The organism is Streptomyces mabaensis (assembly GCF_053763515.1).
Genome location: NZ_JBSOPZ010000050.1, coordinates 1 through 13348, shown reverse-complemented (window position 1 = coordinate 13348; position 13348 = coordinate 1). Strand labels below are relative to the sequence as shown.

The 13348-nt window shown below is 70.9% G+C and carries 10 protein-coding genes and 1 tRNA gene; 6 read left to right on the top strand and 5 right to left on the bottom strand.

The features are described from left to right. The first annotated feature begins 159 nt into the window (after nt 1-159). The 3 genes from htpX to ACWV17_RS30915 are packed head-to-tail and all read left to right on the top strand — an operon-like array spanning nt 160 to nt 2581. Nucleotides 160-1023, top strand: coding sequence for a zinc metalloprotease HtpX (gene htpX, locus ACWV17_RS30925; protein WP_455352392.1), 864 nt, complete (start codon nt 160-162; stop codon nt 1021-1023). Next, the gene (locus ACWV17_RS30920; protein ID WP_455352393.1) at nt 1020-1412 is read left to right on the top strand and encodes a YccF domain-containing protein; all 393 of its coding nucleotides are present in this window, start codon (nt 1020-1022) and stop codon (nt 1410-1412) included. Before htpX ends, ACWV17_RS30920 begins: the two co-directional genes overlap by 4 nt. Then, nucleotides 1409-2581, top strand: coding sequence for a barstar family protein (locus ACWV17_RS30915; RefSeq protein WP_455362265.1), 1173 nt, complete (start codon nt 1409-1411; stop codon nt 2579-2581). The genes ACWV17_RS30920 and ACWV17_RS30915 overlap by 4 nt, the downstream gene beginning before the upstream one ends. Here the strand turns inward: ACWV17_RS30915 and ACWV17_RS30910 are convergent. Beyond that, nucleotides 2562-3815, bottom strand: a complete 1254-nt coding sequence (locus ACWV17_RS30910; protein ID WP_455362264.1) for an APC family permease — start codon at nt 3813-3815, stop codon at nt 2562-2564. The two genes, ACWV17_RS30915 and ACWV17_RS30910, sit on opposite strands and share 20 nt — an antisense overlap. 524 nt (nt 3816-4339) lie before the next feature. Here ACWV17_RS30910 and ACWV17_RS30905 point away from each other — a divergent pair. Further along, the gene (locus ACWV17_RS30905) at nt 4340-6136 is read left to right on the top strand and encodes a S8 family serine peptidase (RefSeq protein ID WP_455362284.1); all 1797 of its coding nucleotides are present in this window, start codon (nt 4340-4342) and stop codon (nt 6134-6136) included. A 276-nt stretch (nt 6137-6412) separates the two neighbouring features. After that, on the top strand, nt 6413-9982 hold the full coding sequence (locus tag ACWV17_RS30900) for an AAA family ATPase (protein ID WP_455362283.1): 3570 nt from the start codon (nt 6413-6415) through the stop codon (nt 9980-9982). Between the two features lie 108 nt (nt 9983-10090). On the opposite strand, the gene ACWV17_RS30895 is transcribed toward ACWV17_RS30900, so the two are convergent. Next, a complete protein-coding gene (locus ACWV17_RS30895; protein WP_254372653.1) occupies nt 10091-10579 on the bottom strand; it encodes a YajQ family cyclic di-GMP-binding protein in 489 nt (162 codons plus the stop codon). 183 nt (nt 10580-10762) lie between these two features. Here ACWV17_RS30895 and ACWV17_RS30890 point away from each other — a divergent pair. Further along, nucleotides 10763-10844, top strand: a tRNA-Tyr gene (locus ACWV17_RS30890). A 377-nt stretch (nt 10845-11221) separates the two neighbouring features. Here the strand turns inward: ACWV17_RS30890 and ACWV17_RS30885 are convergent. From ACWV17_RS30885 to ACWV17_RS30875, 3 genes are all read right to left on the bottom strand, one after another. After that, the gene (locus ACWV17_RS30885) at nt 11222-11452 is read right to left on the bottom strand and encodes a hypothetical protein (RefSeq protein ID WP_455362263.1); all 231 of its coding nucleotides are present in this window, start codon (nt 11450-11452) and stop codon (nt 11222-11224) included. Continuing rightward, a complete protein-coding gene (locus ACWV17_RS30880) occupies nt 11449-12276 on the bottom strand; it encodes a RelA/SpoT domain-containing protein (RefSeq protein WP_455362262.1) in 828 nt (275 codons plus the stop codon). Before ACWV17_RS30880 ends, ACWV17_RS30885 begins: the two co-directional genes overlap by 4 nt. Nucleotides 12277-12423: 147 nt before the next feature. Continuing rightward, nucleotides 12424-13116, bottom strand: coding sequence for a hypothetical protein (locus ACWV17_RS30875; protein WP_455362261.1), 693 nt, complete (start codon nt 13114-13116; stop codon nt 12424-12426). Nucleotides 13117-13348 lie beyond the last annotated feature (232 nt).

The window sequence follows — 13348 nt, the reverse complement described above, 5'->3', positions numbered from 1 at the left end:
GATCACCCGTCCGGGGCAACCTCCTCCGGTACGCACCGGGGAACCAGCGCTCCTCGCCTGGCGTTGACCAGGAAGGAAGGGTCCACTGGAACGGGTCCACCGAACCGTGGAAGCCCCTCACGCAAAGGGTCCCCTGCCGCACCATTTGGAGGGCGTACCGTGCACCGCCGGAACAACGGGCTGAAGACCGCCGTACTCCTCGGGGGACTGTCCGCGATCATCATCGTGATCGGCAGTTTCTTCGGGCGTACCGGCCTGATCGTCGCGCTTCTCGTCGCGCTCGGCACCAACGCCTACGCGTACTGGAACAGCGACAAGCTCGCGCTGCGCGCCATGCGGGCCCGCCCCGTCAGCGAGTTCGAGGCGCCCGAGCTCTACCGCATGGTCCGTGAGCTCTCCACGTCCGCCCGCCAGCCCATGCCCCGGCTCTACATCTCGCCGACCGAGGCGCCCAACGCCTTCGCCACCGGCCGCAATCCGCGCAACGCCGCGGTGTGCTGCACCGAGGGCATCCTGCGCATACTCGACGAGCGCGAGCTGCGCGGCGTCATCGGGCATGAGCTCAGCCATGTCTACAACCGCGACATCCTGATCTCGTCGGTCGCCGGCGCCCTCGCCTCGGTGATCATGTTCCTGGTCAACTTCGCCTGGCTGATCCCGATAGGCCGGTCGAGCGACGACGAGGGTCCTGGTCTCCTCGGCATGCTGCTGATCATGCTCCTGGGCCCGCTGGCCGCGTCGGTCATCCAACTCGCCATCAGCCGTTCCAGGGAGTACGAGGCGGACGCCTCGGGCGCCCAGCTCACCGGCGACCCGTTGGCGCTCGCGAGTGCTCTGCGTAAGCTCGACGCCGGTACGAAGCGCTTGCCGCTGCCGCCCGAGCCCCGGCTGGAGACGGCGAGCCACATGATGATCGCGAACCCGTTCCGGCCCGGTCAGGGCATGTCCAAGATGTTCTCCACCCACCCGCCCATGGCCGAGCGCATCGCCCGGCTCGAGCAGATGGCAGGCCGTCGCCCGTGAAGACAATCCTCAACCTCATCTGGCTGGTCCTGAGCGGCTTGTGGCTGTTCCTGGCCTACTGCCTCGCCGGACTGGTCCTCTGCATCACCATCATCGGCATTCCGTTCGGCATCGCCGCCTTCCGTATCGCCGTCTACGCGCTGTGGCCCTTCGGCTATACGACGGTCGAGCGCCACGACGCGGGCGCCCCGTCCTTCGTGGGCAACGTCCTGTGGCTGATCCTGGCCGGCTGGTGGCTGGCGCTGGGCCACATCGCCACGGGCATCGCGCTGTGCGTCACGATCATCGGGATCCCGTTCGGCATCGCCAACTTCAAGATGATCCCCATCTCGCTGCTGCCGCTGGGCCGCGACATCGTCCCGACCGACCAGCCCTTCGCCGCCCGGTGACCCCGCAGCCGCGATTCCAGCTGCTGGGCGAGACCGACGACGGATACGAGATCCTGGCCCTGTGCCGCGAGGCCGAGGGCTACTTCGCCGATCCGCAGCCGGCCGCCCGCGAGCGGTACGAACTCCTCGGCTGCGCCCCGCGGGGACGGCTGCGGGAAGCGGTGGCCCAGGCACAGCAGGACGGCTCGGCACCCCTCGGCCTCCTCACCACCCTCCCCGCCGACCGCCACGGTGAGCCGACCGACGGCCACCCCGACGACTACTGGTACCTCGGCGACGTACTGGTCCTCGGCGCACGGCCGTGCGCCGAGGACTCCACCCTCGTCGACATCACCGTCGAGGGCCTCCTGGAGTGCTGGGACGCGGGACACGAGGAGCAGACCGAGATACCGGGGAAGCCGGCGCCGTCCCCCGGCTTCTGCCTGACCGCCCGGGACAACGAGCTCTGGGGAACCTGCCGGGAAGTGGCCCTGGTCGGGGAGAAGCAGCCCCGGCCCGAGGACCCACCGCTGCGGCTGCTCGGCTGCGAGCCGCGCGGCCGGCTGCTCGCCGCGCTCGGGTCCGGAGCCGAGTTCGACCTCGGCGGCGTCTATCTGGGCGCGCTCGATGCCAAGGGACGCTGTATCCAGGAGGACTGGGTCTCCGTGTATGTGGACGCCTGGGCGCCCTCCGCCCTCGGCGCCGGACTGTTCGATCTGACGGTCGACCCCGACGTCGACCGGCCCACGTCGGCCGCCCGGGCGGTCCATGAACTCTGGTTCGCCGGACCGCCGGCCGAGCCCAACCTCTGGGCGCCGTTCGACACAGCCACGCGCACGGCCTGGCGGGCCGCCGCGCTCGGCAACCGCGAGAGCCGCCGCACGCCGGACGCCCCGCCCGGCGGGACGTACCACCTCGACGGGCGGCATGTCACCGACCTGCCGGGCTTCTACTGCGCGCTTGGCGAGGCGATGAACGGCCCGGGCACGTACTTCGGCTGGTGCCTGGACTCCCTGGCCGACTGCCTGTGCGGCGACTTCGGGGTCCGCTGGCCGTTCACCCTGGTGTGGCACGACGCGGAGGTCGCCCGTCGCTGCCTGGGCGTCGCCCCGCTGACGAACCGCTCGATGACATTCGAGGAGATCCTCGCCTTCTTCGCCGAGCAGAAGATCAAGGTCGTCCTCGCCTGATCCTCCGCAGCCCGAAGACCGCGGCCCCCAGGGCCAGTACCGCAGCCCCGGCCACCACCGAGGAGAGCGGCAGCGCGAAGGCCAGCACCGCGCATCCCACCAGCCCGAGCGCCGCCAGTGCCCGGCCCGAACCGAGCGCCCGGCCCGAACCGAGCGTCCAGGCCGAGGCGTTGGCGATCGCGTAATACGCCAGCACGCCGAACGACGAGAAGCCGATCGCCCCGCGTACGTCGGCGGTGGCCGCGACCACCGCCACGACGGCGCCCACCGCGAGCTCCGCGTGGTGCGGCACCTGACGCCGCGGGTGTACGGCGGCGAGCGCGCCCGGCAGATGGCCGTCCCGCGCCATGGCCAGCGTCGTCCGCGACACGCCGAGGATCAGCGCGAGCAGCGACCCCAGCGCGGCGACCACCGCCCCTACCCGCACCACCGGGACCAGCTGCGGCGCCCCCGCCGCCCGTACCGCGTCGGCGAGCGGAGCCGTCGCGTCCGCCAGCCCGTCCGCCCCCAGTACGGAGAGGAGCGCCACGGCCACCGCGGCGTACACGACCAGCGTGATGCCGAGCGCCAGTGGGATCGCGCGTGCGATGGTGTGTGCCGGATCCCGCACCTCCTCGCCCAGCGTGGCGATCCGCGCGTACCCGGCGAAGGCGAAGAAGAGCAGTCCGGCCGACTGCAGCACACCGGCCACGCCCCCCGACTCCGCCGGGTCCAGTGTCATACGGCCGAAGTCCGCCGCCGCCGACCTCAGCGAGACGACCACGACCATCGCCAGCACCGCCAGCACCACGGCGACGATCGCCCGCGTCAGCAGGGCGGACTTGTGCACGCCCGCGTAGTTCACGGCGGTCAGCGCCACCACGGCCGCGACGGCCACCGCGTGCGCCTGCTCCGGCCATGCGTACGTCCCGACCGTCAGCGCCATCGCCGCGCAGGACGCGGTCTTCCCGACCACGAACGCCCAGCCGGCCAGATAGCCCCAGAACGCGCCGAGCCGCTCCCGCCCGTACACGTATGTGCCACCGGAGGCCGGATAGCGGGCGGCCAGCCGTGCCGACGCCATGGCATTGCAGTACGCGACCAGGGCGGCCAGGGCCAGCCCGGCCGGCAGGGCCGACCCGGCGGCGCGTGCGGCGGGCGCGAAGGCGGCGAAGACTCCCGCCCCGAGCATCGACCCCAGTCCGATCACGACCGCATCGGACACTCCCAGCGTCCGGCGCAGTTCCTGAGTCATGTGCCGCAGCCTACTGAGCTGCGCGGCCGGGCGGGCGGCTGAGCCTTCCACCATTGGTCCGGTCCAACTGCGCCCGTTTCGCCCCTGATTGGGAGCGGGCGGTGTTGTCGGATCCACTGAAGAATTCATGCCGCTGCGGCATGACAGCGTTTTCCCCTGTCGAACAAGGGTTTTCCCTGTATCGGCTTCATCTCGCGGTTGCCTACTGTCTGCCCACCGGTTGTTCTCGCTACCTGTCCGGCCCAGCCCCACCTCCCCATCGCTCCCCAGCGACGGTGAGAAGCGCGCTTGTCAGGTGCATGGAATTACATGAGCTCAGCCGGTGGCGGCCCTTGACCCGGGGCCGTCGCGTAGGCGGCGGCAAGTGGGCAACCCAGCCCCGGGGAGCTGTGGCAAGCAATCCCCACACCCCAACCACAGCTCCCCCGCCGTTCGCCGCGCAACGACCGTCAGCTGCTCCGGCAACCCCGGAGACCCTGAAAGGGAACACCTTGAACGGTTCCAGGCGAAGACTGATATCCGTCGTGGCCGCGAGCGCCACGATCGTCGGTGTGGCTGCCACGTCCTCCATGGCACTGGCCGCGACCCCCGCTCCGAAGCCCGCGCCGGCTTCGCAGTCCCTGACCAAGCTGCCGACCGCACCGGTCGAGAAGGTCATCGTCACCTACAAGTCCAAGGAGGCGGAGGCCACTTCGAACTCGGCGGCCAAGAGTGACGCCGCCGCTAAGGGCAAGAAGACCGGCGAGGACCTTTCGTTCGAGCGCCGGCTCGCGGGCGGCTCCGCGCTGGTCGACCTCGGTGCCGAGGCCTCCAAGCAGGACCTCGCCGAGGTCATGGACGCCTTCCGCGCCGACCCGGCCGTCGCATCGGTCGAGCCCGACATCCGCGCGTACGCGATGGCGGTCACCCCGAACGACACCGAGTACGCCAAGCAGTGGGACCTCTTCGAGGCCACCGGCGGCATGAACGTACCCGGCGCCTGGGACAAGACCACCGGCAGCGGTGTGACCGTCGCCGTCATCGACACCGGCTACGCGGCCCACACCGACCTGAGCGCGGGCACCATCTCCGGTTACGACTTCATCTCCAGCTCCACCGACGCGCGTGACGGCGGCGGCCGGGACAGCAACCCCAAGGACGAGGGCGACTGGAACGCCACCGACGGGGAGTGCGGCTTCGGTTCCAAGGCGGGCAACTCGTCCTGGCACGGTACGCACGTCGCGGGCACGATCGGCGCGACCACCAACAACGCCAAGGGCGTTGCGGGCATCGCGTACGACTCGAAGGTCCAGCACGTCCGTGTGCTCGGCAAGTGCGGTGGCTCGTCGTCGGACATCGCCGACGCGATCACCTGGGCGTCCGGCGGATCGGTCCCGGGCATCCCGGCCAACCCGAACCCGGCCCAGGTCATCAACATGAGCCTCGGCGGCGCGAGCTCCACCTGCCCGAGCGTCTACCAGAACGCCATCAACGGCGCGGTGAACCGCGGCACCACGGTCGTCGTGGCGGCCGGCAACAGCAACGCCAACGCCTCCGGTTCCACGCCCGCCAACTGCGCGAACGTCATCAACGTGGCGTCCACCAGCCGTGAGGGCAACCGTTCGTTCTACTCGAACTACGGCACCAGCATCGACGTCTCCGCCCCCGGCGGCGAGACCCGCCGCGGCACGGACACGCCCGGCACCGTCACCACGCCCGAGAACGGCATCCTCTCCACGCTGAACTCCGGCACCACCACGCAGTCCACCGAGAACTACAAGCCCTACCAGGGCACCTCGATGGCCGCCCCGCACATCGCCGGCCTCGCCGCGCTGATGAAGTCGGCCAAGAGCACGCTGACCCCGGCCCAGATCGAGTCCGCGATCAAGAGCAACGCCCGTCCGCTGCCGGGCACGTGCTCCGGCGGCTGCGGCGCCGGTATCGCCGACGCGACCAAGACGGTGAACGCGGTCACCGGCACCACACCCCCCGGTGGGACGACCTTCACCAACGCCGCGAATGTCAACATCCCGGACACCGGCGCCAACGTGAGCTCGTCGATCGCCGTCACCGGCCGCACCGGCAACGCGCCCGCCGCGCTCAAGGTGGACGTGGACATCAAGCACACCTGGCGCGGGGACCTGGTCATCGACCTGGTCGCCCCGGACGGCACGGTGCGCAACCTGAAGGCCTCCTCCAGCTCGGACAGCGCCGACAACGTCCTCGCGACGTACACCGTCGACGCCTCCAGCGAGGTTGCCAACGGGACCTGGAAGCTGCAGGTCCGCGATGTGTACTCGGGTGACACCGGCTACATCGACTCCTGGAGCCTCACCTTCTGATTCCGGATCCGTCCGGACCGGATCACATGTGAAAACCCTGGTCAACGGGGCCTGTCGGCGCGAGACTGCCGACAGGCCCCGCTGCGCGTCCGTCGACCGCCGCGTCCGTATGCCGGACAAGCCTGGACTCTGACCGAAGACTTCGTATCTTCTGCTCGCTAACACGCGAAACGCGCGGTCTGCGGGCACGCCAAAGGGTGGTGGTGGTACGTGGAGTCGACGGCGTACCCCCACACGCCGGTCGGACGGGACGACCTGCTGGTACGTCTCGAAGCAATGCTGCACGCCCGGGGCCGCGCGGTGCTGACCGGCGCGGCGGGCGTCGGTAAGACCGAGGTCGCGATGGCGGCCGCCGCGCGCGCCGAGGCCCGCGGCGAGACGGTCGTCCGGCTCGCCCCGCAGACGGCGGACCGCCACATACCCGGCGCGGCCGCCGCCGCCTTCCTCGCCTCGGTGCCCGCCGCCGCGGTGGAGAGCCTGCCGGGGCCGCAGCGCACGGCCGTCGCCATGCTGTGCCGGGAGGCGCCGACGCCCGCGCGGGGCTGGGACCCCATCGCCCTGCGGCTCGCGTTCGCCCAGGTCCTGCGGGCGCTGACCGGTACGGGCTCGGCGCTGCTCGTCGTGGACGACGTACAGCGCCTGGACCCGGACAGCGCGGACCTCCTCCGCTTCGGTCTCCAACTCGCCCCGCCGTCACTGCGCGTCATTGCGGTGGAATCGCCGGCGCCGGCCGACCCGGCTCCGACAGCGACCGTGCCGGCCCAGCGTTCCGGCTCCGGAACCGGTTCCGGACCGGGCAGCCGCCCGTCCGGAACACCCACGGGCGGCGCGCACGCAAACGCCGCCGACCACCGGAGCGCCCCCACGGAGCCCCCCACCACGCCACCGGCCGATCCCAGCGCAGCCCGCCCCGACACGCCACGGGCCAAGCCCAGCGCAGCCGGGCACGACACGCCACCGGCCGAGCACGCTGCAGCCCGGCTCGACACGCCACTGGCCGAGCCCAGCGCAGCCCGCCCCGACACGCCGCTGGCCGACCACGCTGCAGCCCTGCCCGACACGCCACTGACCGAGCCCAGCGCAGCCGGGCCCGACACGCCACTGGCCGACCACGCTGCGGCCCGGCCCGACACGCCGCCGGCCGAGCGCGCCGAGGGCTGGGCCGCAGAACGCGCCGGCATGGCCCTCGGGGAGCGCGCCGGGGGCCGGGCCGCAGGTGCAGCCGGCACTGCGCCCGCCGAGCCCACCGAAGATCGGCGCACGGAAGTTCGGCCCACCGAAGACCGGCCCACGGGCGGGTCCGGCATGCTGCCCGGCGAGCCCCACGGGATCCGGCCCACGGCCGGGGCCGGCGCTTCAGCCGACACCGAGGGCCGGCCCGCAGGCGGGGCCGTCGGCCGGCGCGAGGGAGGGTCCGCGTACTGGTTCGGCCGGCGGCCTGGCGGCGGGGCCGGCGGGCAGGCCGGCGATGTACTGGGCGGCCGGCCCACCGACCCCGCCTCCAGCCGGGCCGGCGGTCCTCCCCGGGCCCGCGCCGAGCAGTGGCCCCCGCCGCGCCCGGCGGACGGCGTCTCGCCGCCCGAGCCCCTCTGGCCTTCCGCCGATGCCCACGTGCTGCTCGTACCGCCCCTGCACGCCGACGAGGTCGCCGAACTGCTCGTGCACCACCGGCTGCCCTCGCGGCTGGCCGGCCGTATTCACCAGGCCAGCGGTGGCAACCCCCGGCTCGCGCTCGCCGTCGGCCGTTCCCTCGCCGAGGCGCACCCCCGCGTCCACCACGCCGAGGCGCTGCCGCTGTCCGGCCGCGCCCGCGATCTCGCCCGGCAGATGCTCGCCGCCGCACCGCCCGCCATCCGCGGCACCCTCCTGCTGGCCGCCCTCGCTCTCGGCCCTACCGTTTCGCTGATCCGTCGCGCGGGCCGGCTCGACGCCGAGGCCGACCTGGCCACGGCCGAGCGGGCCAACCTGATCTCCCTCAAGGAGGACGGCACGGTCGCGTTCACCGCCGGGGTCCTGCCCACCACCCTCGTCCACGACGCCTGCTGGACCGAGCGCAGCGCGGCCCACGCCGCCCTGGCCCGCGCCGCCGACGACCCCGTCGAAGCGGCCCGGCAGCGGGCCCTGGCCGCCGACGCTCCGGACGAGGAGCTGGCCGCCGAGGTCGCCGCCGCGGCCGAGGCCGCCCGCCGCCGCGGGCGCCGCGCGCTCGCCGCCGAACTCGCCCTGCTGGCCGCCGAGTCCACCCCCGTACACCTCGCCGCCGAGCGGCTCGCCCGGCTGGTCGACGCGGCCGGGGAAGCCGCCCGCGCCGCCCGCGCGGACCTGGCCCTGCGCGCCGCCACCGAGATCCTGGCCCGTGACAACTCCCCGGCCGACCGGGTACGCGCCCGACTCGCGGTTCTGGACACCGCCGGGCAGGGGCTCTGCGACCTCGACGAGGTGTACGTACACGCCATGGAGGACGCGGCCGGCGACCCCGCCCTCCAGGCGGCCGTCCACCTCCGGCTCGCCTGGAAGTACGTACTGGCCGATGGCGACCCGGTACGGTCGCGTGCCGCGGCCGTCGAGTCCGCCGCCCTCGCCGCCACGGTGGGGGACCACCGGACGACGGCCGACGCCCTGACCGTACGGGCCAGGCAGGACCGTTGCCTCGGCGCGCCGGAGGCCGAGCCGGTCCTCGCCGAGGCGCGGGCCTTCGAAATGGCCGAGCGACCACTCGGAATCCACAATTCCGCACAGATCCTGACCGCTCGCCACGCCCTGTTCGACGACCGGCTGACCGAAGCCCGCACCCAGCTGCACGCCCTCCTCCCGCTGGTCGAGCGCAGGGGGCCGGTCGAGGATGCCATCGAGATCCGGCACACGCTCGCCGAGGTCGAGGCGCGGCAGGGGCACTGCACGGCAGCCCTCTCGCACGCCGGCCGGTCGCTCGCGCAGACTCTCGACGCCGGACTCTCGCCCGGCCCCGCGTGGTACGCGGTGGCGCTCGCCGAGACCGCCGGCGGCAGCTTCCTGCGCGCCGCGAGCTACGCACGGCGCGGCGCCCGCGCGTCGGAGGACGAGGGCGACCACGTCTTCCTCTCCCGCAACCTGTACGCGCTGGGACGCGTCCAGCTCATCACCGGCGACGTCGCGAACGCGCTGGACACCTTGCGCCGCGTCCAGGAGGGCGAGCGGGCGCAGGGCACCATCGACCCCTCGCTGCTGCGCTGGCACGAGGAACTGGCCGAGGCGCTGCTGGCCAACGACGCACCGGAAGAAGCCGCGGCCCTGCTCGCCGAGGTGCGTCCGGTGGCGGAACGACTGGGGCGCGGCACGGTGCTGATCGGCTGCGACCGTGCGTACGCGCTGTATCTGGCGGCCGGTGGTGAAGCCGGGGAGGCCGTCCGGCTGCTGGGCGAGACGGCCGCGCGCTTCGAGGCGGCCGGGCTGCCGCTGGAGCAGGGCCGGGCGCTGGTCGCCCTCGCCCGCGTCGAACGCCGCCGCCGCAGACGGGCGTCGGCCCAGGCCGCGCTGCAGTCCGCCGCCGCGGTCTTCGAACGGGCCGCCGCGGCGCCGTGGCTGCAACTGGCCTCCGAGACCCCGTCCCGGGTGGAGTCGGCGCCGGCGCACGGCGGCGCCCTGTCGGCCCTCACCGAGGCCGAGCAGCGGCTCGCCCTGTTGGTCGCGCAGGGCGCGAGCAACCAGGAAGCCGCGGCAAAGCTGTACCTCAGCGTTAAGACCGTGGAGGCGCGGCTGACGCGCATCTACCAGAAGCTGGACATCCGCTCGCGCGCCCAACTGGCCACGACCCTGGGCTCCTGGGCCGGGCGCCAGGGCGCGGAGAGCGCCGAGACCCCGGTGTGACGAAGCCGGGGCGGCGGTACGTCGATCCGCACCCCCGCCCCGGCTCAGGCGTCCCCGGTACACGTCGCCGTCACCGGCGCGCGTCCCGGCGGCGGTCCCCGGCGCTCGTCACCGGTAGTTGACGAACTGGATCGCGAAGTCCAGGTCCTTGCCCTTCAGCAGTGCCTGCACGGCCTGGAGGTCGTCCCGGCTCTTCGAGCTGACCCGCAGCTCGTCGCCCTGCACCTGCGCCTTGACGCCCTTCGGGCCCTCATCGCGGATGATCTTGGCGACCTTCTTCGCGTTGTCCTGCGAGATCCCCTCCTCGATCGAGGCGAAGATCTTGTACTCCTTGCCGGACAGCTGCGGCTCGCCGGCGTCCAGCGCCTTCAGTGAGATCCCCCGCTTGATCAGCTTGGTCTCGAAGACGTCGAGGATGGCCTTGACCCGCTCCTCCGAGTTCGCCTGCATCAGAATCTTCTCGCCGGACCAGTCGATCGAGGCGCCGACGTTCTTGAAGTCGTACCGCTGCGAGATCTCCTTGGCGGCCTGGTTGAGGGCGTTGTCGACCTCCTGCCGCTCGACCTTCGAGACGATGTCGAAACTGGAGTCGGCCATGTCCTGTGGCTCCTTGAAATCGGGTGCGGTTGCTCAGTGAAGTACACGGCAAAGCCTAGCCACCACGCCCGACCCGAGCGTTGATCAATCCAGTGGCGAAGCACCCCCGGGCATCGGGTATCGTTTACGTCGTTGCCACGGAGCGTCCGCCCCACAGCGGTCCTTCCATCGGCGACGTCCCATGGCGGTGTGCCCGAGTGGCCAATGGGAGCGGACTGTAAATCCGTCGGCTTAGCCTACCCAGGTTCGAATCCTGGCGCCGCCACGCGATGAAAACGGCTCCTCACCTGCGGAAACGCAGGTGAGGAGCCGTTCGCGTTGGTGCCCCATTTTGGGGCACTGTCTCGCTCTGCCTCTCTCCGTCACGCTCTCTACCAGCCGTTGTGGACGGGGCGTGGACGGCGCCGAGGGCGTCTGCCTCGCAGCTGAACGGGTTGCGAAGCACCTCGGAGCTGTTGACGGTACTTCTGTGCTCTCCCTGTGGTGCGAGTCGTGCCGCGACACTGTCGGTTCCTCTGGGCCTCTGCTCCCCACATACGCTCAATGGCCCCACGGCCATAGGGAAGCCTCAGGTCTCATGCATCAAGCCTCCGCAACAGTGGGGTTGCGGAGGCTTGAGGAGAAGAGGGCCGACAGGCGTTGCTAGGCCAGCTGCGCTGCCAAATCGTCCACGGAGCAGAAGTAGCGGGCGTGAGTCCGCAAGAGATCCGATCGGTTCTGGGCCACCAGTACAACGACCTCGATGTTGGCGTCGTTCTTGTGGCACCTCTCGGCTGTGAAGCGAGCAGCCAAGGCGTCCTGCCGGCGCTCAAACTCCCGCTCTTGGAGCAGGCGGCCCGCAGCGCGGTCATACACCACAAGCACGTTGGTCATGGCTCCAACGTATCAGCCCAGGGCAAGCCCGCCAGGTTCGGTAGGGACCTGATCACGCTCAGCAAGTTGGTCAGAGCCTCCTCCAGCGCCCGCTTGAAAACCATGCGGGCTTCAGGGGACCAGGAGGTTTCCGTTTCCCATGTGGCAATCTGGTCACTGAGAGTAATCATGATCTCAACGACGGTCGCGATTTTCTCCTTGACGTCATACGCCTGTGCGAGAGTCTCATCCAGTACCTCTCCAAACTCCGGACGGGCGGCTCTGAGCTCTTCCAATCCGACTACCCAGGAGAATTGAGGTGTGTCGTCGTATCGGATTTCGCGACCGACGAGGTCCGCGAGCTTCTCGAAGAGGTCTGCCCACTCGTGCTGCATGGTCGTACGGACCTGGACTTCTACAGGAAGATCGCCGACGTAAACGATGACGTGCACTGCACGGTAGCCCTGGCTTGGTTCGGCACGCCGATCTACCACTCTGGGCGCTCGCTCACCACCTTCGAACTCGCCACGAACCGACTCGACAACTTCGTCCTGTCTCTGACGCCCTCCGTCCACAACCAGCCGCAGACCCGCGAGGTCCTGGATGCTCTTGAGCCACGAGCCGCCGTGACGCCTCAGCTTTTCTAGGATCGTTCCAGTGTTCTTCAGCCGACCTGTCGGATCGAAGCCGAGTCCACGGACTCTGTCGCTCGTAGTTGCTAGCGCTTCGTCGTAGCAGGTGAGCAGCTGCGCCAAGGCGTCAAGGTCACTCTCCGTGGGTGGCGTCTCAGACACAAGACGTTTCCCCAAGCGCTCGATCTGTGACTTTGTGAAGGGCAGAGCCATGACTCCCTTCTAGCACTCGTAGGTGGGCGGGGCTCCTGCTTTGTCCCCTGCACTCTTTGAATCCAGAGGCCAGTCGGCTGCGGCGCATGGCTCAGCTGGTTGCCCTGGACAGCGTTTCCACTGGCCAGGGCCAACCGTGGTCTTCCATCAATTCGGAGCGACGCGCTGCCCAAGCCGGGCTGAGATCTTGGCGTTCGCGGCCTCATCTCCGCCCTTCAGGAACTTCGCATACACCCGGAAGAGCACGGCGACGCTGTGGCCGGCGCGCTCCGCCACAAGCTGCGGTTCGACACCGGAGCTGAGCCATGTGGACACAGCGGCGTGGCGAAGATCATAAGGGCGCTTGGCGATCTTCGTGTCCAGCTCACAGGGCGGCAGGACGTCCGTGCGAGCGCGCGCCCAGACCTCCCCGTAACCGCTCTCCTGCACCATGCCGCCCCGTGCCGTCCGGAACAGCCTGCCGTCCGGCTCCGTCCCGAAGAGGGTCACGTGCCAGCGCAGCAGCGCGACCAGTTCCGGCGGGATAGGCACGTACCGCACGGCTTTCCGAGACCGGTGCTTCAGGCCTCGCCGGTCGTGAGCCTCGCCCGAGTCCGTCCACGCCGTTCCGGAGCGGGCTCGGCTCTCCCGGAGCCGCAGCATGCCCCAGCCGCGCCGGGGGAGGTCGCAGTCTCGCAGCTTCAGCCCGACCGTCTCACCGGGCCGCAAGGCGGCGTAGTAGATGCACCCGAAGAACGCCTCCAGGTGTCGTCCTCGCGAGCCCTGGGCACGGACCGCGGCCAGGAGCGCGGCGGCTTTCTCCGGGTCCGGTACGCACTCCGGGTCTACCTCCTCCTCCACCCGTTCCGGAGCCTTCCACCGAACCGCAGGAATCGGGTTCTCTGTCAACAGCTCTGCATCGACCGCGAAGCCGAGCGCCTGATGGAAGATCGCCCGCTTCCTGGCGATGACCGATCCCCGACGCGGTCTTGCCGTCCATGCGGCGTCCGCAGGCGTCCAGTGTCGGCGTACGGCCTTAGCTCCCCAGTTGTGTACAGACGAACGTCCCCAGACGTCAGGCCACTTCGGTCTC